We start from the raw sequence: 24,272 nt of genomic DNA on the forward strand, positions 1-24,272 counted from the left end.
CAGAGATATCCTGCACTGAACAAAAATCGCCCACTCAAACTTTGGAGAATAAAATCCATGAAAAGCGCAACTGCAAAGTCCTTTAAAAAAGCGAACGAGTTGTTGAAAAGTGGTGAATTCAGGGAGGTGGTGCTGGATTTTAATATCAGTGCCGATGAGTTTTTTGAACTTGCGGATCGCTGGGCAGAACGAGGAGCCAAAATCAAAAAAGAAGATGGTTCGTTTGTTATCAGGCTAGCCAAATGATGTCCAGCCAGGGCTAAAAATCGCGATGTACGCAACGTCGACGAGGCGAAGTCCACGGGGAACAAGTCATAAGGCCTCAATGACAACAGACAGGCGTTTCATCACGTGATGAGCAGCCCGGGACAGCTGTCTTGTAGAGTTAATGCACAGTCCTAGAATCAGCGGACGCAGCGGCCTGTTCTTTAGATGAACAAAATGTAAACGTCCCGCTTTGACATCTTCCATGACGTCGAGCCAGCACAGCACACTCACTCCGGCTCCTCCCGCAATGAGCGCTTTAATCAGGCGAATATCATTGCAGGAGATTGCTGACTCGGGCACCTGACGTGCATGGGCATAAATTGATCGGACACGTTCGTGAACGACCAGTGATTTACCTGGAAGAATATGCTTTTCTTCATTCAGGTCAGACAGGGAAAGCGCCACATTATCTTTATACCTGTGCTGAGGCGGCAGAACGATGCCCATCTCAATCTCTGCAAAGGCGAACACTTCAAGTCCGACAACGCTTTCCGGGTCGAGTATCAGTCCAAAATCAATTTCGGAATCCCGTACCTGTTGTGTTACTACCGCGCTGCTTTCAACATTTAGTTGGAGATCCAGCCAGCTATGCTCTTGAGCAATTGCAGAAATCTCGTCACAGAGTTGCCCCTCCGTCAAAGCCTGAACCAGCCCGATCCTGACCTAACCGCGCCTGAGCCCCTTAATGTCATCAAATCTTTGTTTTGTCACGTTAAAGTCACGTTGCCAGCGTAGTAGGTCGGTGTAGAGAAGTTCACCTGCCGTTGTCATACGCATGCCCCCCGGCAGTCGCTCAAACAAAGGTATACCCAGATTTTCTTCCGCCTGGAGGATCTGCCGATTAATGGCTGACGCGGAAACGTGCAGCTTTCCGCTGCTTTTCGAAGACTTCCATGGCGCGCAACTTCCATAAAGTAGGCTGCAAAACGGGAAAACGGACTCGTGGCGACCCTGTATAGTTTTATGCAACAGGGTCGTGCATTTATGCTGATGGATTAGTACACCTTAAATTACACATACTGCCATGGCAATGCACAGGCTAATCATCCAGGCGATGAGATCGCGCTTTGGCACAGTATTAATAAGAGGTGAGTTTATGACACAAAAGAAGCTTCATTTAGCCTTGTTTCTCTTCCCGGGATATCACCTCGGAGCCTGGAGATTGCCGGACGCCATTCCAGAGATAGATCTGGACATCGACCATCTGGTGCACGCCGCACAGCTTGCAGAAGCCGCCAAATTGGATGCCATTTTTTTCGAAGACCAGGCCGCCGTGCGTCGCAGTAATGACATCCTGGCGGGTGACAAATACGGTGCGGCTAACCCCCGTTCAATCCACTTTGATCCTACGATGGTGCTGCCGCTTCTCGCAGCCCATACCTCAAGATTGGGTCTGGCTGCCACAGCCACGACGACATTTAACGAACCGTTCAACATTGCGCGTCGGTTCTCAACGCTCGATTTTATTAGCAAGGGGCGCGCGGGATGGAATTTAGTCACTTCCTTTAACGAAGATGAAGCGCAAAACTATGGCCTGGATGCCCATGTTGGCCACGCAGACCGCTATGGAAGGGCGGAAGAGTTCGTCGACGTTGTTAACGGCCTCTGGGAATCATGGGATGAGGATGCTATTACGCGGGATAAGCAGAGCGGTGTTTACTTCGATGTTGATAAGATGCATTTTCTTCAGCACCAGGGGACGCATTTTAAAGTTCGTGGTCCACTTCCGATGGGGCGCAGCCCACAAGGGCGACCTGTTATTTTTCAGGCCGGCGCATCAGAGCCCGGTCGGGTGCTGGCGGCACGAACGGCTGATGTGGTCTTTACACTGCAATCCACCATCGAAGGCGGGCGCGCATTTCGTGATGACATTCGTCGGCGTGCTCAGGTATTCGGACGCTCACCCGATTCAATCAAAATCATGGTGGGGCTTACTCCCATCATTGCCGAAACTGACCAGAAGGCCAGAGAACTGGCCGACCAAATGTTAGCCCTGATTCCAGATGACATTGCCCTAAGTAATCTAAAACCATTGGCAGGTGGGGTCGATTTTCGCCAGTTTGACCTTAATGATCTTGTACCAGAACTGCCTGAATCAAACGCGGGGAAATCGCACCGGGACGCAATTATGGCCATTTCCCGAGATAAAAATCTCTCAGTCCTTGAAACTGCCCGCTACTTCGCGGAAGGCAGTTATCTGAAAGCCATCGGTTCCCCGGCCACGGTTGCCGATCAGATGCAAGCCTGGCTTGATGCCGATGCCTGTGATGGATTCCTTGCAGTACCCACTCATTTCCCAACAGGGGTAGAGGCATTAACTGGACTTCTAGTGCCGGAACTGCAACGACGAGGCATCTTTCGGACCGAATATGAAGGAACCCATCTGCGGGATCACCTCGGGCTGACTAAATATTGACTGATAACCGAGGCTATGAAGATAACAGTGCTGACCTGCTTTCAATAGATTCACACTGAGTGCTGTCAGCATTGTCAGCATTGTCAGCATTGTCAGCATTGTCCGCAGATCGCGCTCTGTGCACATTTGTGTATATTTTAAAAATCCCGCCCAATGTATTCCCGTAATTTAATTTTTTTTAAGGTGTTCGCCAATAGGACCTAGCCGAAGGCCCGATACGCGTCCTTTCTCCTATAGGCGAAGCTTACACGACCAACCGGAGGGTCGAAGGAGGCCATACGATATCGCATGTAAGTTCATTTGAGGGTCTAACCAGACAATCTCATAAAGAGCAGATAGAGGAAATAGAGGAAATAGAGGAGACAGACTTACAGAAAGCGAATAATAAAATGTGAGGAGTCCTCACACATTCATTGTGTTCTCAGAATCACGATTATCTGAAACCAGTTGAAATGTAGGAAGTTTTAACATTCGATGACGGCATACCCATCTGGCATGATCTTGCTGTGATATCTATTAAACAATGAGCAACAGAGAGTCATTTAAAGATCATAATCTGAAGTATTACCTGGGATTGCCGATAACAGCACCATCTTACTAAAGGGAAATAATTGGTATGCTGTTAAACATAATAAAAGTTCTACCGTTGGCTGCTATGATAATATCTGTGCCAACACTGTCCGGCTGCAGCGCATTACTACCGCTCAATTACAAAGATTATTCCGGGAAAGATGCCGCTACGTTAGTCGTACAGCACAGAAAAGGTGAGATTGGTACGCTTTATGTCTCCTTTTATGAGAAGAAGGGGGCATGTTATGACAGAACCGAACGTTATGAGCTGGATTCCAGCGTATTCGGTGCTGAAGGTAGCGTGATTTCACGCAAGATCCCACCGGGAAAACTAGTTGCATTCCAGCAAATCCACGGCGGCGGTAAATTCGCTAAGATTGATGGCGATATGAAATATAACCATGACGGTTACACCGAGATCCAATGGATCCCCCTGATTCCACAGCCTGGCAAGCGTTATTATGTAGCCTTAAACTATGGTGCCCGTGAAATTCCTGCGAACTACAGCATTACTGTGAATACCGACCCGAGCAAGGTATTCAATGAGTTTAAGGACGAACTCAAACCCAACTGGGATGCCAACCTACGCTGTCCTCATCTCATTGGCGGCAGTTAACACCGGGTGAACAATGAGCTATGGCCCGAAACGTGCTAACGAGATTCGGCGGTGTTGACCGGGCTTACGCCCCAGCTAGCCTTAGATCCCAGTGGGCAATCTACAGCATCAACGCAGCAGCCTGAGGGCAAGTTGAAACAGCATGTAGGCGCTAAATCCCTTCATCTAAAGCCTTCCTGTCGGTCTGATGTGTTGAACGCGGTTCTAATTAACACTCTGAGTAAAGGATATACGTGGGAGGATATTAAAAATCGCGTGCAGTCAGGCTATGGCCCAATCGGTGGAGAGCTGTAGCGGGCACAATGTTTTTAGAGGTTTCGGCAGCTTAGTGCCAGAAGCGGAAGTAGCATATGAACTTGTATGTTAAATCCGACCGTATATGCTCCTGAAGTTTGGGATTCAAGAACCTCAAAGCGGCGTGTCAGGCCGTTGTCAGGTTACTGTCGGGTTATGATCGTGGTCGTGCAGGATTGTCTGGGCAACACTGTGCGCTGACCACCTTCCATTAGGAGACATAACATGAGTAATACAAACAAATTTAGATCGCTTCGTCTTGCGCGAGCATGGTCCCAGGAACAGCTTGCCGAACTATCCGGACTTAGTGTGCGCACGGTGCAGCGTATCGAGAATGGCGATCAACCCAGCCTGGAAACACTGAGCGCCCTAGCAGCTGTATTTGAGGTGAGTGTTGCGGATCTTTCTGGCCCTAATGCGCATTGCGATGATGCGCTCGACCAGAGAATTGCCGAAGCGAAGAGCAACCTCGAAGAGGAAGGTCGTTTTTACCGGTCGGTTATTACAGCTATCGTTGTTTGTGCGATACTGCTTGTTCTTAACCACTTTACGGCCCCGGCCAGCGTATGGTCATTGTGGGTAGCGGGGATCTGGTTTGCACTACTGGTTATTCGTGGTATGAGGACGTTTGTTTTTCGCGGGTTGATCAGCCGCTGGCAACAGAAGCGGCTGCGGCAGATGCTACGGCGATAACCGCGATTCGCAACAGGGATGTTATGTTTAATGTGGCGTAACATCCCTAACGCCAGAATTTTGACGTCCGCAGTTCGCTCAAAGCGGCCTTCAGCCCCAGGAAGCGATTACGCTAAAAACAGCCCCCAACATCCACAATCACCCTCATTCAACAAACTGGCTAAAACGCAAAAGATAGCCATCCGGATCCTGGACGAGGAACTCTCTCTGACAAGCCGTGGTTTCTCCAATCTGATAAGTGCTTTCACGCAAATCCCGATACAGCGGCACGCCATGTTTACTCACCCGCGCCAGCACACACTCAATATCATCTACTTCAATCTGGAAATTCACGCCGCGCCCGAGCGGTTTGACGAGTTCAGCAGTATTCCAGCCTTCGGCGTGAAACTGCTCAAGCATCAGCTGTGCTTCGCCGAGGTTGATGTAAGCAAATTCGGGATCGCTTCGTCTGACCATAATCTGAAATCCCATTACATCAGTGTAAAAATGCAGTGACGCAGTGAAGTCCGTTACGGTCAGTTCGGGCACCATTCGGTTCCAGTAGGGTTCATGCTGAACTGTCATTGCTTATGTCCTTTTAAATTGCACGACCTAAAGCTGATGCCGCGAAACTTTTTGCTCATGCCGCGACAAACGATAAATGAGTGTCTTAAGAGCATCACGTTAACCCGCTTAAACATCTCTTCAACCCCATATCCCTAACGCTCTGCCACCCCAAAAAGCACCCGAATAAAGCGCTATCGCTACGATACTGATACAAGTCCCACATGAAATCGCCCGCGCTGAATTTCCAGTGCCCAGGTAATGCGTCTCTAGCACGATAATATTGGCTGCCGGGGGAAGCAGGCAGAAAAGATACAGCGTTGCCGGATTATGTGTAATAAGTGGCGCGTTGAACTGATTGGCTATTAGCAGCAGCAACGAAATCAGCACAGCGAAAACTATTGAGCGAGTGAGAAACGGACGCAGTTCGAGTCGAAAATCGCGCATCGATATTATTGTCTTTGAAAGCCAAATTCCTAAAACGGCCATGCCAAGAAAGCTCATCATAAATTTGGCAATTTGATACAGGCTATCAAAGTGAAGAGACACCGAATTACTCAGCGTAATCAATGCTGCGCCGATCATCAGTGCGATGACGGGCGGGGTGCGCATCAACGTGATTGGATTAAATCTCTCGCCGGAGAGCATGCCTGCGCCCAGCGAGTTTCCGACAATTGAGCTGCCGACGTAGGCGGCAATGATAATGGTCGCAGCATCATTGCCGAATAGCACGCTGGCGACGGGCAGACCCAGCCAGCCGATATTGAGATAGCTGAAACAGAGGTTTTTTATTGGGTCAGCAAAAACATAACGGCCAGCCAGCAATAGCAACATCATGCATATCGCGGTGGCAGTAATAATGGTGCTCATGCTGTGGAAGCGGGTCGATATATTAAAAATGATCACGATGGGAATAGCGATGCGCGTCAATATCCATGACGCAGCCGTTTTGCAATCCCAGGCGGTTTTGCCCAGCAACCATCCGGCAAACAGATAGATAAGCGGAAAGAAAATCGTCACGAAACGTCCCTGATTAGCGTGTCGACCACTCCCTGAAGTAGGGAGTGGTTAAAAATACACGCTATCAGAGGTCGTTCAGTGAGTGCAACGATGCAACGCGAGTTTATGCGGTGGTATTGATGTTGCGGCCAACTGCCGGATTGGCAGGCAGTTGCGGAATCGAATCAAGAATTCCTGCTGCAATCGACTGCTGATTATCCAGGGTCTTTTTCAGTACCAGGGTGCTCACTTTACTGCTGAGGTCCATATTATCCAGACCGATAGCCAGTGAAGTAATCTGTGATACATCCATCTTGCTCTCCTTTAAAACGACTAATGGGGGGCGGAAACGGCTTTGAGAAAGCCTGATACGTCTATCGGCATCCAGGGGCAAAGCTTCACTGCTATCTTCGGAGATCCCCGACGCCAACCGGCTTAATCAACTCATTCTCTGGCAGGGCGACTATTTCGCCTGCGGCTGCCAGGTGCCCACATCCTGCGCATCAATCGCTTTCGGCAGCAGCTTCGCCTGATAAAACGCATCTGCAATTTTCTGCTGCTCAGCCAAATCGCTCTTGTTCACTGGCTCGATCTGGTAGCTGCGTTGCTGATTCGCTTGTTCCACCGTGGCGAGCGGCAAATTACCCCACAGCGGAGAGAGAAGCTTTGCGGCATCCGTTGGATGTGCTTTCAGCCATTGAGCTTCCTGATCCAGCGTCTTATACACAATGCCCAGCACCTCAGGATGCTTCTGCGCATAAGGCGTCGACACCAAATAGTAGCGCTGATAACTGGCGAGACCTTTGCCGCTCACCAGCACGCGCGTGTGCTGCTCGACTTTCGAGCTGGTGACAAAGGGTTCCCAGGTCACCCACGCATCAACGCTGCCATGTTCCAGCGCGGCACGCCCATCGGCAGGTGTCAGCCATGCAGGTGTGACATCACTGAATTTCAGTCCCGCCTTTTGCAACGCGGCGATCAGCAGATAATGGCTGCCAGCCGCTTTGGTAACGGCAATCTTTTTACCTTTTAAATCCTGCAGTGATTTGATGCTGGAGTTGGCGGGCACCAGAATGGCCTGAGCTTCAGGAGAGGGCGTCTCGCGTGCGTAATATGTGAGGTCGGCGCCTGCCGCTTGCGCGAACACCGGCACGGTATCGGCGACATCAGCAGAGAGGTCAACGTTGTTGAGATTCAGCGCCTCCAGCAGCGGTAAGCCGCTGGTGAACTCGTGCCATGTCACTTTAATGCCGCGCTCGGCGAGCGCCTTATCCAGATCGCCACGCTGCTTTATCAACGTCAGCAAGGTGGAAGATTTTTGATAGCCGATGCGAAGTGTCTCTTCGGCATTGGCGCTGGCAAGCAGTGAGGAGAAAAGCAGTGAAGCAAGTATTGTCTTTGTAATGTTGCGCATGTGAGTCCCTGAAGGTTTTATCAATTTTTTAAAAATGATAAAGCTGCTCACGAGGCAATCAAAACCGCAAGTTCGCATAAGCTCTGCACATTTACAGCTATCAAAGTTGCGCGGTCATCGCCCGCAAATGCTCCCGTAATACACTATGCAACGCCCGAATCGCGGGAGAGAACTGTTTACGATGCGGGCAGATTAAATGCAGCGGCGTGCTTTCGCCGGGGATCTCAGGCAGCACTCGTTCCAGGCGGCGCTGTTGAATGTCTTCACAGACGTCAATCCAGGATTTATACGCGATGCCCATGCCATTGATAGCCCAACGGCGCGCCACTTCGGCGTCATCACACAGCAGGCGACTTTTCACCGTGATTTGGCGGCGCATACCTTCCTGCGGGAACGTCCATTTGTCATAGACATGGCCGCCCATCACAAACGGCAGGCAGTGATGCTGGGCCAAATCCTCCAGCTTCTGCGGGCGTCCATGTTGGTCGAGATAAGCTGGCGATGCCACCATAATGCGGCGATTGTCCTCGGCCAGCGGTAGTGCCACGTAACTGCTGTCTTCCAGTTTGCCGTAGCGAATGGCGATATCGACCGGATCGCGGAACACATCACTGATTTGATCGGATAACGATAACCGGACCGACAAGGCAGGGTGCTCACAGCAAAATTCGGTAATCAGCGGCAAGAGAATATTGCGGCCAATATCGGAAGGCATCGCGATTTTAAGCTCACCGCTCAGCGCGTCTTCATGACTTTGCAGGCTATCAGCGCCCGCTTGCATCAGGGCCAGCATCTCCTGCGCGTAGGGCAGATATTTTTCACCCTCTGCGGTTAAGCGCAGGCTACGCGTAGATCGCGCAAACAGGCGACGATCCAGTTCTCGCTCCAGTCGCTGAATCGCGGCGCTCACTTGCCCCGGCAGTAAATTCACTTCACGGGCCGCGCGGGAAAAGCTGCCCAGTGCCGCCGAACGCACAAACAGCGTGACATCTTCGAGTCGGATCATTTTCTTACTCATCGTCAAAACAGGCAGGGATTTTCACTCTAAGAGTGAAAGTGTTGCTGTGCAATCGGCATTTTTCCTCAGCGTGCAGGCCGCTATGCTGAGCTCAACTTACCTAACACCCTGATGAATTGAGGAACGGCTTGATGAAAGCGATTGTTTATAGCCAAAACGGTTTACCGATTTCCGATGAAAATGCGCTGTACGAACTGGATGTCGCCCAACCGCAGCCGGGCGCGCGTGACCTGCTGGTAAAGATCCACGCCATTGCCGTAAACCCGGTGGACACCAAAGTGCGTAACGGTGCGCCCACCGATAAACCGCGCATTCTGGGTTGGGATGCGGTCGGCGTGGTGGAAGCGGTGGGTGAGGCGGTCACGCTGTTCCAGCCGGGCGATGAGGTGTTTTACGCAGGCGATATCACCCGCGCGGGCAGTTATGCCGAATATGGGTTGGTGGATGAACGCATTGCCGGCCATAAACCCCGCACGCTGAATGATGCCGATGCCGCCGCGTTGCCGCTGACATCACTCACCGCATGGGAATTGCTGTTTGATCGTCTGGAAGTACAGACGGATGACAATGCTGCACTGTTGATTATCGGAGCGGGCGGCGGTGTGGGATCGATCCTGACGCAGCTGGCGCGCAAGCTGACTAACCTCACGGTGATAGGCACCGCATCGCGGCCCGAAACCGCGGATTGGGTGCGCTCACTGGGCGCGCATCATGTGGTTAATCATCAGCAGCCGCTGGGCGAACAGCTGGCGGCCATTGGCCACCCGCAGGTGCGCTATGTGGCTTCATTGACGCACACCGACAGCTATTACTCCCAGCTGGTGGATGTGCTGGCCCCACAGGGCAAACTGGCGCTGATCGACGATCCTGAAACGCTGGACGTGGTGCCGCTGAAGCGCAAAGCCATCTCGCTGCACTGGGAGCTGATGTTCACCCGCTCACTGTTCCAGACCCGCGATATGCAGCGTCAGCACGATATTTTAGAGCGTGTAAGCCAGTTGATTGATGACCAGACGCTGCAAACCACGGCCGGCGAACATCACGGCACTATTAATGCGGCGAATCTACGCAAAGCCCATGCGCTGATCGAGAGCGGGCGAGCACGCGGCAAGATCGTGCTCAGCGGTTTTTAACTTGTTGAAACACAATTCGTTAACCGCCGTGTAAGCGCGGCGGTTAAGGTAACGGCACTTTTAAAATAATCGATTCAGGAGATTGCCATGACACTTAATGACGCAGTGGTTCGTCGCCACACTGTGAAAGCCTTCGCCAGTGGTAAAAGTTTGCCGCAGGAAGAGATCGAAACGCTGCTGAACGTGCTGCGTAACAGCCCGTCTTCCGTCAACTCTCAGCCATGGCATTTTGTGGTGGCTTCCACGCCAGAAGGTCGTGAGCAGATCGCGCAATCCACTACCGGCGCCTTTGTTTATAACGGCCCGAAAGTACTGAATGCTTCCCATGTGATCGCGCTGTGCATGCGCACCGATCTGGATGACGCACATCTGCAAAATGTGCTGGCGCAGGAAGAACAGGATGGGCGTTTTGCCAAACCAGAAGGCAAAGCCGGTCAGGATAAGAGCCGTCGTGGCTATGTCGATATGCACCGTTACGAGCAGCGTGATATCCCGCAGTGGATGGAGAAACAGGTTTACCTGGCGCTCGGTGGTCTGCTGCTAGGTGCCGCGATGTTAGGGATTGATGCAACGCCGATGGAAGGTTTTGATCAGCGTGCGCTGGATCAGGCGTTAGGCCTGCGTGAGAAAGGCTTTACCAGCGTGGTACTGGTATCGTTGGGCTATCGCAGCGAAGAAGATTTCAATGCGGCATTGCCAAAATCACGTTTGCCGCGCGAAGAGATTTTCACCTTTATTTAAGCGGTTGCGGCGCAATTTTTTGCGTGGTTTTAACCCCGCGCGATGAATCGCGCCGCTACACGTTTTATCGCGGAAACCGCAAACTGAACCGGTTCACCCCGTTCTCACTGCTCACCGCACAGCTACCGTGATGCAAGCGCATGATGCTGCGTACAATCGACAACCCCAGCCCGCTGCTGCTTTGATGGCGTGAGGCATCGGCGCGCCAGAAGCGATCAAACATGCGTGACTGCTGTTCAGCACTCAACGCCGCGCCTTGATTCTCCACCACCAACTCGATTCCCTGATTGCGCACCGCACTTAACACGCGAATAGTGGTATCCCGTTCGCCATAGCGCAAGGCATTCGCCATCAGATTCGCCAGTGCTCGTTGCAGCAGCTGAGGATCGGCGCGTAATTCTCCTTGCAAGCGCATCTCCAACTGCATGTTGTGCTCCTCGGCCATGCCATCAAAATAGTCCTGCAACTTCTCCCCAAGCTGTGCCAAATCGATGGCTTGCCAATCCATCGCCTGGCTTGCGTCTTCCGCTTTAGCAAGGAACAGCATGTTATCGATCATCTTTGCCAATCGCTCCAGTTCCTCGTAGTTGGAGCCCAGCAGTGCCTGGTAATCACCGACGCTACGCGGCTGGCTCAGCGCCACCTCGGTCTGACCGATCAAGGTGCCAATCGGCGTGCGCAGGTCGTGCGCCATATCGGCGGAAACCTGGCTGAGCTGTTGATAGCCCATTTCCAGACGACTGAGCATCTGGTTGAAGGCAGCGACCAGCGGTTGCAGTTCTGACGGGGCATCGCTGAACTGGATACGGTGCGATAAACGCCGCACGTCTATGGCATCAGTTTCCGCTGCCAGCCGACGCAATGGCGATAAGCCGCGTCGCACCAGCCAGATGCTCAATAATGCAACCAGCAGGGCTGCCAGTGCAGTTGATAAAATAATCTGGTCGCGATAGCTGTTCAGCGTTTGAGTACGGTCGCTCATCAGGCGGCCGGTGATGATCTCAATTTGCCCATTACCATCACGCGTCGGCGCTAGGGCGGCGGCGGAGATAAAAGGGGTGCCATCCTGCGCTTGCTGGTGATGCACTGAGGTCAGACTGAGTGGCTGATCGGCGGGCACGGGCGTGATGGCGGGCATCGGTCGTGCGCCGGGATTGACCACAATCAGCGGCGGCTGGCCAGGAAAGCGCAGCACTAACAAGGATTCTGTATTGCCCAACATATTGGCAAACAGGCGCGGTTTTTGCTGAATCAGCGTGATGGCATCTTCATCGCGCAGCAGCGTACGAATCTGATCAATGCGCGTCAGCAGGGCCGCGTCATCGCGTACACCGATCTGCTTCGCCAGCGACTGATACAACGCAATGCCGCTCAGGGCAAAAATCACGATCACCGCAGTGCTGAGCAGCAAGGATAATCGGGTGGCGAGCGAAAGTTTAGTCATGCTTCAGCTTCGCAGCGATACCCAACGCCGTGCACGGTGTGAATCAGCGGATGGGCAAAGGAACCATCGATTTTGTGGCGCAGGCGTTTTACTGCCACGTCCACCACGTTGGTGTCGCTATCAAAATTCATATCCCATACGCGGGAGGCGATCACCGTGCGCGTCAACACTTCACCGGGATGCAGCATAAACAGATGCAGCAGGTTGAACTCTTTGTTGGTGAGGTCGATGCGTTGCCCCGCGCGCTCCACCCGACGTTTAAGGATATCGAGTTGCAGATCGGCCAGGGTCAGCACATCGGGAAGTTTTTGCTGGCCGCCGCGCCGCAGTTGCGTGCGGACGCGTGCCAGTAGTTCCGCAAACGAGAAGGGCTTCACCAGGTAATCATCCGCGCCCAGTTCCAGCCCCTTGATGCGATCTTCTAACGTGCCTTTAGCCGTGAGGAAAATTACCGGCGTCTGGATCTGTTTATCCAGCGCGGCCATCACCTCCCAGCCGCTCATGCCGGGCATCATTACGTCGAGTAAAATCAGGTCGTAATGATGCTCCTGCGCATAGAACAAACCATCTTGCCCATTTTCCGCTACATCCACGATGAATCCCGCTTCGGTTAATCCTTTGCGCATGTAATCGCGCGCTTTGGCTTCATCTTCAATCACCAAAATTTTCATGCGCATCTCCGGGCGGGATAAGTGGGTTAGGGCTGCGCCTGCTGAGCGGCCTGTTCAATCAGTTTCGCCACATCATCAGGATGAGATTCATACACCGAGTGGCTGGCGCCCGCGACTTCAGCCGTGTGGCTGTGCGCGCGTTTGGCGTACATCCGCTCCAGATCAGGGTTAATGATTTTGTCAGCTTTCGCCACCATGTACCAGCTAGGCTTGGTCTTCCACGCCGGGTCTGGAATGTTGGCGGTGAACACGGCGGCGTTGGTTGGCATCTGCGCGTGGGCTTCAAAATCCGCCTGCGCCGCCGGTAAATCCGCAGCGAAATCGCTGTGATAATTTTCTGGCGCGATGGTCAGGTAGCCATCAGTCGATTTGGCAAACGGATGCGCGCTGTTGGGGAACTTCTTGCCGTTGATCGCTTCGGTTTCGCCGTTATCCAGCGCGTGCGCGGCGATATACACCAGACCCACCACCTTGTTGTCATTTCCGGCTTCGGTGATGATCGCGCCGCCATAGCTGTGGCCGACCAGAATCACCGGTCCGTTCTGCTGATCGATGATGCGGCGTGTCGCCGTGACATCTTCCGGGAAACCGGTCAGCGGCTCCTGCACCAGCGTCACTTTATAGCCATCGTGCGTCAGGCGGTCATACACCGGACGCCATCCTGCACCACCCACAAATGCACCGTGTACTAACACAATATTCTTCACCGGCTGCGCTTTGGCTTGCGCCGCGCCGCCTGCCATCGCCAATAAAATGCCCGCTGCTAACGTCAGTTTTTTCAGTTTCATGATCGTGCTCCAGATAAGGAAGGTTCGGGCACAGGATATGAAAGCGGCGCTGACAGCAGGGTGAGCGAGTTATGACAAAAGAATGACAGGGGGTATTAAGTAATTTTTAATGGGGTGTGAAATTCCTCTAACCTATTAATCAATATAAGAATTCACTCTACATAAATCCATTATTTTAATGGTGGTAATGTTTCCGTCATGTTATTAAATCTCCATGCCGTTGTGAATTTACCTGCCTGCTGGAGATAACAATGAAAAAGAGTTTGTCCTTCGCGTTACTGCTTTCACTTGGCGCATTCAGCCACCTCTCATTTGCTGAGCAGACGTTGCGCTTTGGTGTCGATCCGACTTTCCCTCCGTTTGAATCCAAAGCCAGTGATGGCTCACTTAAAGGATTTGATATCGATTTGGGCAACGCCATTTGTGCCCAGGCAAAAGTAAAATGCCAGTGGGTGCAGATCGGCTTTGATGGCAGCATTCCGGCACTGCAGGCGAAGAAGTTTGATGCAATTCTGTCGGCGATGTCGATGACAGAGAAACGCCGTGAGCAGGTGGATTTCAGCAACATGCTGTATATCACGCCGAGTGCGCTGTTGACGCCAAAAAACAGCACGCTGACCGAAGATATCAGCACGCTGCGCGGTAAGAACATCGGCGTGGCGCAGGGCACCATTCAGGAAACCTACGCCAAAGCAAAATGGGCGACGCAGGGCGTGAATATTGTGTCCTATCCGAACCAGATGGAGATCTATCCCGATCTGGTCGCGGGGCGACTGGATGGCACTCTGGCGAATGCGGTGTCTGCGGATCAGGGTTTCCTGAATACGCCGGAAGGCAAAGATTACGTCATCAAAGCCACGCTGGTGGATAAAGAACTGCTGGGCAACGGTGTGGGAATTGGCCTGCGTAAGGGCGATACCGTGCATCTGAAGCTGATCAATGATGCGCTGGCCGAACTGCACAACAACGGCACTTACGATCAGCTGGCGAAAAAATATTTCAAGTTTAAGGTCTATCCGTAATCGCCCTTATTTACAGGAAACAGCATGTCAGATTTGCCGCATTATTCGTCCCAACGTGCCCGTTTTGTTGCGGCAGTCGAGCGCCAGCAAGGTGCTTTGACTTCCTATCCGCATCCGCTGCCGGGCCCACAAGGTGAAACGCTTTACACCGATGTCGCCGTGATCGGCGATCCCGGTGCCAGCAAGTTGATGATGATCATCTCGGGTACACATGGTGTCGAAGGCTATTACGGATCGGACAGTCAGATTGAGTGGCTTAATCGCTTTAGTCTGACTGCCTTGCCCGATGACACCGCGATTGTGTTGCTGCACCTGTTGAATCCCTGGGGAGTAGCGCATTTGCGACGGGTAAATGAAGACAACATCGATCTTAATCGCAATTTTATCGATTTTACTCAGCCAGCCCCCGCCAATCCGGAATACCCGTCATGGCACGGGATTTACCACGGCGATCGGATACAAGCTGATGAGCTGTTAGTTAAAACCCTTAACGGCGCAGGCTGGCTGGCGGTGAAACGGGTGGTGGAAGCCGGGCAATACCAATTCGCTGACGGCTTCTTCTACGGTGGAAAGCAACCGAGCTGGTCTTATCGCACCATGCAAACCATTATCACCGACCATTTATCGCAGGCAAAAACCATCCTGAGTTTCGATCTGCATACGGGAGCCGGAGCCTGGGGGCATCCAATGTTGCTCTCGATTGCTGAGCAGCAGGTCGCTGCGCATCAATGGGGAAAATCGTTGTATGGCGAGTGGTTGACGCTACTGTTTACCGGCGCAGGTCGTGACAGTGTCACCGGAGTGACCGCGACCGCAACGGGTTATCTGTCGCAGTTCCTGCTGGAATCACTGCCGCAGACGCAAATTTTGCCACTAGTGGTGGAGTGCGGAACCTATCCCGGCGAAGAGATGCATCGTCGCGTGCGTGACGATCATTGGTTGCATCTGCAAGGTGAACCGACCAGTGAGTCAGGGCGCGCCTTAAAGCATGAGCTGGTGGAAGGTTTCTGGCCAGCAGACCGCGACTGGCGCGATCTGGTGGCTTTTCGGACCCAGCAGATATTTGTACGCGGCTGGCAAGGTTTGTTGAACGCCGATCACAACCGACCATAAAAAGTCATACGCGCCGTTTCCGATAGAGCGATGCCAGGCTGTGTGTTATACGCCAGCACTGCCAGCATGCGTGTGATGTCGCCTTCGGTTGGCGTCACACGATGCATTGAGTTGCGACCACGGAACAGCACTAAGTCACCCGCTTCAATCGCCAGCGCATCGACCGGCTGGCGCTGATCCAGCACCGCGGCAACGCCTTCGAAATTCATCTCACCGGCATCGGCATCGCGCAAATCCTTCACATACTGGAATACACCACCCGCGCGGGGTTTCTGCACCAGCAGGGTGATGGCGAAGGAGGAGTTATCGAAGTGCCAGCCGAGTTCCTGACCATCGGGCGCGTAATGCAGATTGATGGACGAGAGCGGATCGGCATAAGGATAGAGCGCGGTTTCACCCAGCACGTCGCACAGGAAACTTTTAAACAGTTCGTCGTTGTACAGCTGGCGCAGCGGCGATTCGGCGGCGATCACGTCGTCGGTAATACAGCCTTTGGTACTGATCACATCACGATTGCGCGGATGGTCAGCGTCATACGCCTCGTCTTTCTTCATCAGATAGACGTTATGCTTGCTGAGGGTGTGATAGGCCAGATGGCGCTGAGCGTTTCCTTCGGCAATGATGCTTTGCAGCGCGTCGGGTTGTAAAAACTGACGCAGGACCAGCGCGCCATGCTGGTTGAGCTGTTCACGGCATTCACGTCGCCAGTCGGCGTCGGCCAGTGGATGCAAATCGAAACGAATCAATGCAGACATAGCAACAGTTCTCATTGTGACAGGTGTGTTATCACAGTAACTCACTGATATGTTAGTGCGTAACGATATAAATTTAATGCCCTGCTAAGGAAACTTTAATGCCCTCACAGTCACCTCGTTTACCGAAAATCAGCGTAATCCAGTCATTTAAGGTGGCGGCGGAGTTAGGTAGTCTGGCAAAAGCCGCCGCGCAACTGGCACTGACGCCTGCGGCGGTGAGTCAGCAGATCCGGCAGCTAGAGGAACAGTTGGGCAGCGCGCTGTTTGTGCGTACGCAGAGTGGGGTCATGCTGACCGAAACCGGCAAAGAGTATCTGCGCTATGTGACGGAAGCTTTTGATATTTTGCATCTCGGTCAGCAAAACCTGCGTCATGTGGCGGCGATGCCCAAGCTCACGCTCTATTCATTGCCCGCGCTGGCCTCGAAGTGGCTGCTGCCCAATATTGCGCAGTGGCGCGTTCACTGTCCCGATATTGATTTATCGCTACACGGCACCCATGCGCAGGTGGATTTTAATGCCACCCCTGCTGACTTTGTCATTTGCTTTGGTGAGGATCGCTATCCCCAGCTTGATAAGCAGCGTCTGTTTTTGGATGAGGTGGTGCCGGTGGTGAGCCCCAGGCTGTTGCAGCAGTTTCCATTAGAAAACGTGTTGCAACAGGCTCCATTGATCCATCTTGATTGGGGCAACGAAGGGCGCTTTCTGCCGGACTGGCGAAGTTGGTATCTGGCCAAAGGGATGGCGGAACCCGCATCACAGCCCGCGTTAAGTTTTAATCTCACCTCATTGGCGATCGATGCTGCGGTGGCAGGCGCGGGTTTGTTATTAGGGCAGAAAAGGCTTATCGCTGCAGAGCTGGCACGAGGCGATTTAGTTATGGTTGATGCGTTAAGCCTGCCATTAAGTAAACCCTATTTTCTTGCCTGGCCGCAGCGTTCGCGCAGCCAGCCGGGCAGTGAAGCGTTAATAAACTGGCTCGGACAGCTGGCAATTTAACAAACTGTTAACTGACTCAGCATTGCAAATCGTGGATTGCACTATGCTTATTCGCTTTGTGCGACGGATCGTAGACAGGGAGTTCAGTCAGTGACTTTAGATATGCATTTCTGGCTTACCACGTTGGTCATAGCCATCACCATTTTGCTGTGGGCAAGTGCACGCCTGCCGGAATATCTCACCGCGCTGCTGTTTTTTGCCGCCGCCACGCTGCTTAACATCGCCCCGACCAGCACCATCTTCAGCGGATTTGCCTCTTCAGCCTTCTGGCTGGTATTGAGCGGTTTTGTGCTCGGTGCGGCGATCCGCAAAGTCGGGCTTGCACAGCGCTGGGCTAACTATCTGGTGGTGCCGTTCAGTCAGAGCTGGCCGCGCATGGTCGTTGGCACCCTGGTGCTGACCTATCTGCTGGCATTGGTGATGCCTTCCAATATGGGGCGCATCGCACTGCTAATGCCTGTTGTGCTGGCGCTAGGTGAGCGGGCCGGAATTAAAGCCGGGAGCCGTGGCAACATTGGTCTGGCGCTGGCGGTGGGTTTTGGCACATTCCAGCTCTCCGCCAGCATCTTACCGGCTAACGTGCCCAATCTGGTACTCAGCGGCGCTGCTGAAAACGCTTATCAGATCCATCTCCAGTGGCTGCCCTGGTGGCTGCTGCATATGCCGGTGGTGGGGATTGGCAAGGGAATGATACTCGCAGCCGCTATTCTGTTCCTGTTCCGCGCGCAACCTCAGCCCGTGCGCCATCGCGATCAACTTGAGCCGCTCAGCCGCAGCGAATGGCGGTTGATGGGCCTGTTGGCTATCACTCTATTGCTGTGGATGACCGATAGCCTGCACGGCTTGCCCGCCGCATGGATTGGTCTGGCGGCGGCGTGTATTTGCCTGCTGCCGCGCATCGGCTTTCTCTCAAGTGATGATTTCGCCAGCGGGGTTAATTTCCGCACCTGTATCTATATTGCCGGTATTCTCGGCGTGGCCACAGTGGTAGTGGATTCAGGGCTGGGTCGTCTCATCGCTGATCTGCTGCTTAGCGTGTTGCCACTGCAGGATCACGCTTCGTTTGGTAATTTCGCGGTGCTTAACTCGCTGGTCTCGCTGCTCAACTTTGTGCTGACTGCCAACGGCGTGCCAGCGATGGTGACGCCGATCGCGCAAGAGCTGGCAACCGCATCCGGCTTTTCTCTGATGAGCGTCGTCATGATGCAGGTGTTTGCCTACGCGACGCCGCTGTTGCCTTATCAGGCTTCGCCAGTGGTGGTGGCGATGGGGCTGGGTAATGTGCCTGCCAAAGCGGGCCTGCAACTGTGCGTGCTGGTGTTTATCTTCAGCGTGCTGTTGCTGTTACCACTGGATTATCTCTGGTTCAGGCTGCTAGGCTATGCCTGACTTTCCCTCACTGCCTGAGCACGCCGTTATGTCAGCCAATAATGATTGGGTCGATTTTCGTCGCGATGACGAAACCGGTATCGAAAGCGTCAACGCGCATTTTCGCGGACACGCCTACGATCCGCACGATCACGACGAATTATTGGTGGGCGTGACGCAGCAGGGCTTACAACGTTTCAACTGCCATCGTGCATTGCACACCAGCACACCGGGCCGCGCCATTTTGATTGAGCCGGGCGCGGTGCATGACGGCCACGCCCCTAACGAAGAGGGTTTCACCTACACCATGCTCTATCTGCCGCAGCGTTGGGTGGCAGAGATGATGCAGCGACGCGGTCTGGGGGATGTCTCCAATATTGAAGGGGCGTTTCGCCACACGCTAAATGATGATGCGCTGCTGGCCAGTGCCATCCAGCAGGCGTGGTTTTCAGTGCATCACAGTGAAGGGCGACTGGCGCGCGACCAAAGCCTCGATCATCTGATGACGATGCTTTCCCGCCATCTTGAAATCAAACCCAATGCGCAATCAGGTGCAGCGATGCAGCACATGCAGCTATTACGCGACTATCTGCACGATTTTATGGCGCAGGATATAGGGCTGGATGAGTTGTCACGGCTGGCGGGCATTGATCGCTTTAAGCTGACGCGTCAGTTTAAGCAGGCGTTTGGTCAGTCACCGCATGCCTACCTGGTACGGCTGAGGTTGCGCAGCGCACGTGTGCTGCTGGCGCAGGGCATTGAGCCGGTGCAGGTTGCCGCTCAGGTTGGTTTTGCCGATCAGAGCCATTTAGGGCGTTGGTTCCAACGCGCCTACCGCATGACACCGGCCTCCTATCAACGACAGTGCACAAACGTTCTATATCCCACCCCCGCGACTCTTAGATGATACTGTTTTAGACCCCATCGGAGAGTAGTGACAGATGTTTGATACCAAAATCGCCCTGATTGTTCGTGATGATTTAGCCACCTGGCAGCGCCTGAATGTGGTGGCCTTTCTCGCCACCGGCATTGCTTCTGCCGCGCCTGACATGATGGGCGAACCTTACGTGGATGCGAAGGGGCGTCAATACGGCAATATGGCAGGCCAGCCGATGCTGGTGTTTGCGGGTGATGTTACGGGATTACAACGGGCTCATCGCCAGGGTTTGGAACGGGAGTTGACGGTGATCCCGTATGTGGAAGCGATGTTCGCCACCGGACATGATGCCGCCAACCGCGAGGTATTCATGGCTGAAGATGCCGACAACCTGAACCTGGTCGGCATCGCGATTCGTGGGCCAAAGAAAGCAGTGGATAAGGCGATTAAAGGGCTGTCACTGCACGGATAAACGCGGTCGCCCCTGCGGCGACGCTTTCATTTATTCAGCGATATGCGCAGCTCGATGGCTTCAGCTGCGCGCAGCAACAAGTCTTCCCGGCCACGCAGCGCCAGCAATTCGACGCCAATCGGCAACCCGTCGTCGCTCAGGCCAGCGGGAATAGAGATAGCAGGCGCGCCAGTCACTGCGGAAACCAGCGCATTGCTGCCTTCCTGCATCTCGCCGTGTTTGACTGGCGCACGGCGCACCACCGGGTAGGCCAGCAGGTTAATGTTGTGCTGGTCGAACATCGCCACCAACTGCTGGTAAAGATCATGTTGGCGCTGCTGCACCCGTGCATAACCTTCGCTGGCCGTGCCAGGATGTACCGCGCGGGTCTTAAACACGGTTTCGAGCTGAGGATGATACAGCCCGGATGCAGCGATATCCGGCAGGGTATAGAACTGCGCCTGCGGCTTATCGGCTAAATACTTCGCCAGCGCTTCAGAAAATTCATAACCGATGATATTGGCATCAGCCGCTAACGTCTCTAATTCTGGCCAGACAAGTGTCGCGGGTGCGAACCCGGCCACGGCAGCCTGCACCGCCTGGTTAATCTCATCTTCATCAGCGGCAAATCCTTCCTGCCAGATGCCGACCCGTAATGCTTCTCCCTCCGTAGCAAACGTCTTGCCGCTGAGCACTTCGCAGGCGATGCGCAGATCGGCCGCGCTGCGCACCAGCGGGCCGGGGATATCCTGCGTCGGTGACAGCGGCACAATTCCAGATGTGCTAAGTGCACCTCGCGTCATGCGTAAGCCAAACAGACCATTAAACGCGGCGGGAATACGCACCGAACCTGCTGTGTCGCTGCCAATGGCGAGCGGCACATAACCGGCGGCAACGGCAACCGCGGAACCGCTACTCGAACCGCCCGCTGAACGACCTTGCTGCCAGGCATTGTGAGTAAAGCCGCTCAGCGATGAGGCGCCAGTAATGCCCGCTGCCAGTTCATGCATCGCAGTTTTGCCGATCAAAATCGCGCCTTGATTGCGCAGTCTGGTGACCAGCGGAGCATCGTTATCAGCGATGACGTCACGCAACATCACCGAACCCGCGCTGGTGGGCCAGCCTTGTACTTCAATATTGTCTTTAATCAGCACCGGGATGCCGTCCAGCTGACCCAACGCCTCACCGCGTTGACGGCGTGTATCACTCCGTTCTGCTGCCGCACGCGCGTCATCCGCAAACAGCCAGGTGATGGCGTTGTAGCGCGGCTGGTCTGCCTCACTTATGCGCTGCAGTGCGAAGTCGGTCAGCTGGCGCGCGGTAACATCACCGCGTTGCAGTGCCAGTGATAAGTCGCTCAGCGACGCGGTGAGATAATCAGCGTATTGCATCCGGTCAATCCTCAAGTGGAGTCCATTGCCCATCAGGCGCAACACGGCCCAAAGAGCTGCTGTGAAAATGGGAACTGAACCAGATTGCCTGATGTTGCTGGCACCAGTCTATAACGCGTTGTCGCGATGCCATGGCGAGCGGAAGATCTTCACAGAACAGCGAGTTCCAGTGCGGGTGTTGAAACTGCACCGGATGGTGCATCACATCGCCGGGGAAAATCGCATATTCGCCCTGGCTTTCCAGCACAATCGACGCGTGATCGATGCTGTGACCCGGTGTGGCAATGTAGCGCAGCACGCCGGCGAACAGAGGAGATTCCTGCACATTGATGGTCTGCAGCTGGTCGCGTTCGATCAGCGGCAGGATACTGTCGCGATACAGTTCCTGACTGGCGGGATCGTCCTGACAGTGCTGCAATTCCGCCGCCGAGCAGACATAACGCGCGTTGGGGAACAACGGCTGCCACTTACCGTCCACCCAGTGCGTATTCCAGCCAACATGATCGGTATGGATGTGCGTCATCAATACCAGCGTGACTTCAGCAGGATCAACGCCCGCCCGTGCCAGATTTTCGACATAAGGCGTATTCAGCTGATGGAATAATGGTTTGTTATCCCGATTGCGCCCATTGCCGGTTGCGGTATCAATCAGAATAGTGTGTTCAGCGGTACGCACCACCCAGCTGTGTATCGACACTTCAGCCGGCTGTTCGGCAAAGGCGTCACTCATCTCAGAACGATGTGCCTTAAACAACACCCCAAACGGAAAAGCGGCGCGCTGCTCAGTGATTTTTTCAACCCGGCACTCGCCCACCTGAATCTTCATGCTGTGCTCCACTTGATAGAGGACGCGTTCAGCAGCGTCCGTGACAGTAAGTTGAAAGTCACTATACTGAGGCGGATAACATTATTTAAATCGATTAAAAAAATGAAAAACATCAATGAAAATGATTTCTCTCGTATCGACCTCAATCTGCTGGTGGTGTTGATGGTGATGTGCGAGGTACGCAGCGTCACGCAGGCCGCCAATCGCCTTTACCTCGGCCAGCCAGCGGTGAGTGCCGCTTTGAAAAGGTTGCGTGAAATGTTCGATGATGCGCTGTTTATCCGCACGTCATACGGCATGACACCGACGCCGCGTGCCGAACAATTAGTGCAGCAGTTCGCACCGCTGATGCAGGGGCTGCATCGGGTGATCTTCACGCCCGATGCATTTGATCCACAGCGTGATAACCGCCGTTTTCGCATCGGCATCAGCGATTGGCTGGAACAGTGGTTGATGCCTGATTTGTTAGCGGAACTTGCCACTGCCGCGCCCGGTGTAGATATTCATGTCGTCGCTGCCGATCCCTGGCAGGCGATTCCGTTAATGGAGCAGCAGCAGGCAGATGTAGTAATCACCGTTGGGAATGAAGTTAGTCGTGACTTAACCCGCGAGAAAATCGGCCCGGCGGGTTTTCGCACTGTGTGGAGCTGCCAGCAAATTGCACTGGAACGCCTTACGCTGGCTCAGTTTGTCGGTCATCAGCATGCGCTGGTGTCTTATCGCGGTGCCAGCGAAAGTGCCCTTGACCATGCTCTGCAGCGCCTGGGTAAATCCAGACGTGTACGCTATGTCACGCCGCACTTTTCCAGCTTACCGCTGCTACTCCAGCAGATGCCGCTGTTCGCCACGGTGCCGCAAGGGCTGGCTCCTGCATGGTGCCAACGCTATGGCTTGAATGCTGCGCCGGTGCCGGTTGAGATGCCGGACTACGAACTGTCTTTGCTATGGCATAACGCCCAGCAAGACGATCCGGCAAACCGCTGGCTGCGGGAGACTTTGTGCAGTCTGCTGCAGCGGAAGATTTAGTCTGGCGTTCAGAATTCAGAATTCAGGCTTCAGGCTTCAGGCTCAGACTTCAGGCTGAGACTTCAGGCTCAGGCTCAGACCTCAGACTTCAGACTTCAGGCTCCGGGCTGCAGCGTCCTGCTCATCCCTTTGACTTCACCACGGCACGACGCGGCCGAGGTAATCGAGATAATGCAGCCCGGTGCGGCCCGCATACGCCTCCATGGTGTTGAGCAGATTGGGGATGCTCTCATCGATGGTCAGGCGAGCTTCCGGCCCGCCCATATCGGTCTGCACCCAGCCTGGCGCCATTAACAGCAAGGTGCGCGCATCCTGATGGCGTGCGGCAAAGCTGCGCATAAACATATTCAGCGCTGCTTTGCTGCCACGATACACCTCGTAGTTGCCGTTAGTATTGTTGGTGAGACTGCCCTGACCGGAAGACATCACTGCAATCGTGCCACTGGCGCTGACCCGATCTTTAAAGGTTTCGATCACACGCAACGGGCTGAGCGCATTGGTGACCATGACACGGGTGAACTCCTCGGTTGAAACGTCGGCAATGGTTTCCCGATCGTCATTTTTTACTCCGGCATTGACGAACAGCATGTCAAACTCCGTGTCCGCCAGACGTTGATGCAGGGCGCTAACCTGCTCGGGGTCCGTAATATCCACCGTTTCTACCGTCAGCTGTTGCGGATAGCGCGCAGCCAGCTGCGACAGTTTATCGGTAGAATGGGCTCGCCCGGTGGCCACAACCTGATAGCCTCGCTGTAGCATGGTTTCTGCCAGTGCGAATCCCAACCCGCGTGACGCGCCAATCAATAATGTTTTCATCCTGTGTTCCTCAGTGGAGTCG

General features: G+C 53.9%; 25 protein-coding genes and 1 pseudogene. 13 read left to right on the plus strand and 13 right to left on the minus strand.

The annotated features are described in order from the left end of the window. The first annotated feature begins 57 nt into the window (after positions 1-57). Positions 58-246 carry a hypothetical protein gene (locus tag FD737_RS19870; protein ID WP_160834362.1) on the plus strand — a complete coding sequence of 63 codons (189 nt, stop codon included), beginning with the start codon at positions 58-60 and terminating at the stop codon, positions 244-246. Positions 247-312: 66 nt separating this feature from the next. Here FD737_RS19870 and FD737_RS19875 read toward each other — a convergent pair. Next, positions 313-1,178 (minus strand): annotated as a pseudogene (locus FD737_RS19875) (LysR family transcriptional regulator). 185 nt (positions 1,179-1,363) lie between these two features. Between FD737_RS19875 and FD737_RS19880 the strand changes: the two are divergent. From FD737_RS19880 to FD737_RS19890, 3 genes are all read left to right on the plus strand, one after another. Beyond that, complete coding sequence (locus tag FD737_RS19880) at positions 1,364-2,683, plus strand: LLM class flavin-dependent oxidoreductase (protein WP_160834363.1); 1,320 nt, start codon at positions 1,364-1,366, stop codon at positions 2,681-2,683. A gap of 616 nt (positions 2,684-3,299) precedes the next feature. Continuing rightward, on the plus strand, positions 3,300-3,869 hold the full coding sequence (locus FD737_RS19885; protein ID WP_160834364.1) for a hypothetical protein: 570 nt from the start codon (positions 3,300-3,302) through the stop codon (positions 3,867-3,869). A gap of 519 nt (positions 3,870-4,388) precedes the next feature. Beyond that, on the plus strand, positions 4,389-4,856 hold the full coding sequence (locus FD737_RS19890; RefSeq protein ID WP_160834365.1) for a helix-turn-helix domain-containing protein: 468 nt from the start codon (positions 4,389-4,391) through the stop codon (positions 4,854-4,856). Positions 4,857-5,000: 144 nt separating this feature from the next. Here FD737_RS19890 and FD737_RS19895 read toward each other — a convergent pair whose 3' ends face one another. The 5 genes from FD737_RS19895 to FD737_RS19915 form a co-directional block, all read right to left on the minus strand. Beyond that, on the minus strand, positions 5,001-5,420 hold the full coding sequence (locus FD737_RS19895) for a VOC family protein (RefSeq protein ID WP_237448837.1): 420 nt from the start codon (positions 5,418-5,420) through the stop codon (positions 5,001-5,003). A gap of 120 nt (positions 5,421-5,540) precedes the next feature. Further along, positions 5,541-6,419 (minus strand): permease, encoded by an 879-nt coding sequence (locus tag FD737_RS19900; RefSeq protein WP_160834366.1) that lies wholly within the window; start codon positions 6,417-6,419, stop codon positions 5,541-5,543. A 103-nt stretch (positions 6,420-6,522) separates the two neighbouring features. Then, on the minus strand, positions 6,523-6,711 hold the full coding sequence (locus FD737_RS19905; protein ID WP_160834367.1) for a YjfB family protein: 189 nt from the start codon (positions 6,709-6,711) through the stop codon (positions 6,523-6,525). 150 nt (positions 6,712-6,861) lie between these two features. Continuing rightward, positions 6,862-7,812 (minus strand): aliphatic sulfonate ABC transporter substrate-binding protein, encoded by a 951-nt coding sequence (locus FD737_RS19910; RefSeq protein ID WP_160834368.1) that lies wholly within the window; start codon positions 7,810-7,812, stop codon positions 6,862-6,864. A 100-nt stretch (positions 7,813-7,912) separates the two neighbouring features. Continuing rightward, positions 7,913-8,818: a LysR family transcriptional regulator gene (locus FD737_RS19915; protein ID WP_160834369.1), complete on the minus strand. Its 906-nt coding sequence runs from the start codon at positions 8,816-8,818 to the stop codon at positions 7,913-7,915. Positions 8,819-8,961: 143 nt separating this feature from the next. Between FD737_RS19915 and FD737_RS19920 the strand changes: the two genes are divergently transcribed. Next, positions 8,962-9,963, plus strand: a complete 1,002-nt coding sequence (locus tag FD737_RS19920) for a zinc-binding alcohol dehydrogenase family protein (protein WP_160834370.1) — start codon at positions 8,962-8,964, stop codon at positions 9,961-9,963. Between the two features lie 87 nt (positions 9,964-10,050). Continuing rightward, positions 10,051-10,704, plus strand: coding sequence for an oxygen-insensitive NAD(P)H nitroreductase (gene nfsB, locus FD737_RS19925; RefSeq protein ID WP_160834371.1), 654 nt, complete (start codon positions 10,051-10,053; stop codon positions 10,702-10,704). A gap of 64 nt (positions 10,705-10,768) precedes the next feature. Here the strand turns inward: nfsB and FD737_RS19930 are convergent, their stop codons facing one another. From FD737_RS19930 to FD737_RS19940, 3 genes are read right to left on the minus strand one after another with little or no spacing between them, the layout of a single operon-like run. Further along, positions 10,769-12,148, minus strand: a complete 1,380-nt coding sequence (locus FD737_RS19930) for a heavy metal sensor histidine kinase (protein ID WP_160834372.1) — start codon at positions 12,146-12,148, stop codon at positions 10,769-10,771. Continuing rightward, a complete protein-coding gene (locus tag FD737_RS19935) occupies positions 12,145-12,819 on the minus strand; it encodes a heavy metal response regulator transcription factor (protein WP_160834373.1) in 675 nt (224 codons plus the stop codon). Before FD737_RS19935 ends, FD737_RS19930 begins: the two co-directional genes overlap by 4 nt. Positions 12,820-12,845: 26 nt before the next feature. Beyond that, positions 12,846-13,607, minus strand: coding sequence for an alpha/beta hydrolase (locus tag FD737_RS19940; RefSeq protein ID WP_160834374.1), 762 nt, complete (start codon positions 13,605-13,607; stop codon positions 12,846-12,848). Between the two features lie 251 nt (positions 13,608-13,858). Here FD737_RS19940 and FD737_RS19945 point away from each other — a divergent pair, with 251 nt between their 5' ends. Then, positions 13,859-14,629 carry a transporter substrate-binding domain-containing protein gene (locus FD737_RS19945; protein ID WP_160834375.1) on the plus strand — a complete coding sequence of 257 codons (771 nt, stop codon included), beginning with the start codon at positions 13,859-13,861 and terminating at the stop codon, positions 14,627-14,629. Between the two features lie 24 nt (positions 14,630-14,653). Next, entirely contained in the window at positions 14,654-15,742 is a 1,089-nt protein-coding gene (locus tag FD737_RS19950) for a DUF2817 domain-containing protein (protein WP_160834376.1), read from the plus strand. Here the strand turns inward: FD737_RS19950 and FD737_RS19955 are convergent. Beyond that, a complete protein-coding gene (locus FD737_RS19955) occupies positions 15,727-16,497 on the minus strand; it encodes a 2OG-Fe(II) oxygenase (RefSeq protein ID WP_160834377.1) in 771 nt (256 codons plus the stop codon). The genes FD737_RS19950 and FD737_RS19955 overlap by 16 nt on opposite strands. Positions 16,498-16,595: 98 nt before the next feature. Between FD737_RS19955 and FD737_RS19960 the strand changes: the two genes are divergently transcribed. The 4 genes from FD737_RS19960 (at position 16,596) to FD737_RS19975 (ending at position 20,212) form a co-directional block, all read left to right on the plus strand. Continuing rightward, positions 16,596-17,495: a LysR substrate-binding domain-containing protein gene (locus tag FD737_RS19960; RefSeq protein ID WP_097118847.1), complete on the plus strand. Its 900-nt coding sequence runs from the start codon at positions 16,596-16,598 to the stop codon at positions 17,493-17,495. 102 nt (positions 17,496-17,597) lie between these two features. Then, positions 17,598-18,884, plus strand: coding sequence for an SLC13 family permease (locus FD737_RS19965; protein WP_202404619.1), 1,287 nt, complete (start codon positions 17,598-17,600; stop codon positions 18,882-18,884). 28 nt (positions 18,885-18,912) lie between these two features. Beyond that, positions 18,913-19,770, plus strand: coding sequence for an AraC family transcriptional regulator (locus FD737_RS19970; protein ID WP_160834379.1), 858 nt, complete (start codon positions 18,913-18,915; stop codon positions 19,768-19,770). A 34-nt stretch (positions 19,771-19,804) separates the two neighbouring features. Next, positions 19,805-20,212, plus strand: a complete 408-nt coding sequence (locus FD737_RS19975) for a DUF2000 family protein (RefSeq protein WP_045833270.1) — start codon at positions 19,805-19,807, stop codon at positions 20,210-20,212. A gap of 26 nt (positions 20,213-20,238) precedes the next feature. Here FD737_RS19975 and FD737_RS19980 read toward each other — a convergent pair whose 3' ends face one another. Both FD737_RS19980 and FD737_RS19985 read right to left on the minus strand, forming a co-directional pair. Next, positions 20,239-21,582 (minus strand): amidase, encoded by a 1,344-nt coding sequence (locus tag FD737_RS19980; RefSeq protein ID WP_160834380.1) that lies wholly within the window; start codon positions 21,580-21,582, stop codon positions 20,239-20,241. A 4-nt stretch (positions 21,583-21,586) separates the two neighbouring features. Beyond that, positions 21,587-22,408: an MBL fold metallo-hydrolase gene (locus FD737_RS19985; protein ID WP_160834381.1), complete on the minus strand. Its 822-nt coding sequence runs from the start codon at positions 22,406-22,408 to the stop codon at positions 21,587-21,589. A gap of 102 nt (positions 22,409-22,510) precedes the next feature. Between FD737_RS19985 and FD737_RS19990 the strand changes: the two genes are divergently transcribed. After that, positions 22,511-23,434: a LysR family transcriptional regulator gene (locus FD737_RS19990; protein ID WP_160834382.1), complete on the plus strand. Its 924-nt coding sequence runs from the start codon at positions 22,511-22,513 to the stop codon at positions 23,432-23,434. 135 nt (positions 23,435-23,569) lie between these two features. Here FD737_RS19990 and FD737_RS19995 read toward each other — a convergent pair whose 3' ends face one another. Then, positions 23,570-24,250 (minus strand): SDR family NAD(P)-dependent oxidoreductase, encoded by a 681-nt coding sequence (locus FD737_RS19995; RefSeq protein ID WP_034830294.1) that lies wholly within the window; start codon positions 24,248-24,250, stop codon positions 23,570-23,572. Positions 24,251-24,272 lie beyond the last annotated feature (22 nt).

It is taken from the genome of Pantoea sp. Seng (assembly GCF_009829935.1).
Classification (GTDB): domain Bacteria; phylum Pseudomonadota; class Gammaproteobacteria; order Enterobacterales; family Enterobacteriaceae; genus Pantoea; species Pantoea communis.

What these genes read in the sequence shown, in the direction of transcription:
- FD737_RS19870 (WP_160834362.1), top strand. Translation starts at nt 58, where the DNA reads ATGAAAAGCGCAACTGCAAAGTCCTTTAAAAAAGCGAACGAGTTGTTG.
- FD737_RS19880 (WP_160834363.1), top strand. Translation starts at nt 1,364, where the DNA reads ATGACACAAAAGAAGCTTCATTTAGCCTTGTTTCTCTTCCCGGGATAT.
- FD737_RS19885 (WP_160834364.1), top strand. Translation starts at nt 3,300, where the DNA reads ATGCTGTTAAACATAATAAAAGTTCTACCGTTGGCTGCTATGATAATA.
- FD737_RS19890 (WP_160834365.1), top strand. Translation starts at nt 4,389, where the DNA reads ATGAGTAATACAAACAAATTTAGATCGCTTCGTCTTGCGCGAGCATGG.
- FD737_RS19895 (WP_237448837.1), bottom strand. Translation starts at nt 5,420, where the DNA reads ATGACAGTTCAGCATGAACCCTACTGGAACCGAATGGTGCCCGAACTG.
- FD737_RS19905 (WP_160834367.1), bottom strand. Translation starts at nt 6,711, where the DNA reads ATGGATGTATCACAGATTACTTCACTGGCTATCGGTCTGGATAATATG.
- FD737_RS19910 (WP_160834368.1), bottom strand. Translation starts at nt 7,812, where the DNA reads ATGCGCAACATTACAAAGACAATACTTGCTTCACTGCTTTTCTCCTCA.
- FD737_RS19915 (WP_160834369.1), bottom strand. Translation starts at nt 8,818, where the DNA reads ATGATCCGACTCGAAGATGTCACGCTGTTTGTGCGTTCGGCGGCACTG.
- FD737_RS19920 (WP_160834370.1), top strand. Translation starts at nt 8,962, where the DNA reads ATGAAAGCGATTGTTTATAGCCAAAACGGTTTACCGATTTCCGATGAA.
- nfsB (WP_160834371.1), top strand. Translation starts at nt 10,051, where the DNA reads ATGACACTTAATGACGCAGTGGTTCGTCGCCACACTGTGAAAGCCTTC.
- FD737_RS19930 (WP_160834372.1), bottom strand. Translation starts at nt 12,148, where the DNA reads ATGACTAAACTTTCGCTCGCCACCCGATTATCCTTGCTGCTCAGCACT.
- FD737_RS19935 (WP_160834373.1), bottom strand. Translation starts at nt 12,819, where the DNA reads ATGAAAATTTTGGTGATTGAAGATGAAGCCAAAGCGCGCGATTACATG.
- FD737_RS19940 (WP_160834374.1), bottom strand. Translation starts at nt 13,607, where the DNA reads ATGAAACTGAAAAAACTGACGTTAGCAGCGGGCATTTTATTGGCGATG.
- FD737_RS19945 (WP_160834375.1), top strand. Translation starts at nt 13,859, where the DNA reads ATGAAAAAGAGTTTGTCCTTCGCGTTACTGCTTTCACTTGGCGCATTC.
- FD737_RS19950 (WP_160834376.1), top strand. Translation starts at nt 14,654, where the DNA reads ATGTCAGATTTGCCGCATTATTCGTCCCAACGTGCCCGTTTTGTTGCG.
- FD737_RS19955 (WP_160834377.1), bottom strand. Translation starts at nt 16,497, where the DNA reads ATGTCTGCATTGATTCGTTTCGATTTGCATCCACTGGCCGACGCCGAC.
- FD737_RS19960 (WP_097118847.1), top strand. Translation starts at nt 16,596, where the DNA reads ATGCCCTCACAGTCACCTCGTTTACCGAAAATCAGCGTAATCCAGTCA.
- FD737_RS19965 (WP_202404619.1), top strand. Translation starts at nt 17,598, where the DNA reads ATGCATTTCTGGCTTACCACGTTGGTCATAGCCATCACCATTTTGCTG.
- FD737_RS19970 (WP_160834379.1), top strand. Translation starts at nt 18,913, where the DNA reads ATGTCAGCCAATAATGATTGGGTCGATTTTCGTCGCGATGACGAAACC.
- FD737_RS19975 (WP_045833270.1), top strand. Translation starts at nt 19,805, where the DNA reads ATGTTTGATACCAAAATCGCCCTGATTGTTCGTGATGATTTAGCCACC.
- FD737_RS19980 (WP_160834380.1), bottom strand. Translation starts at nt 21,582, where the DNA reads ATGCAATACGCTGATTATCTCACCGCGTCGCTGAGCGACTTATCACTG.
- FD737_RS19985 (WP_160834381.1), bottom strand. Translation starts at nt 22,408, where the DNA reads ATGAAGATTCAGGTGGGCGAGTGCCGGGTTGAAAAAATCACTGAGCAG.
- FD737_RS19990 (WP_160834382.1), top strand. Translation starts at nt 22,511, where the DNA reads ATGAAAAACATCAATGAAAATGATTTCTCTCGTATCGACCTCAATCTG.
- FD737_RS19995 (WP_034830294.1), bottom strand. Translation starts at nt 24,250, where the DNA reads ATGAAAACATTATTGATTGGCGCGTCACGCGGGTTGGGATTCGCACTG.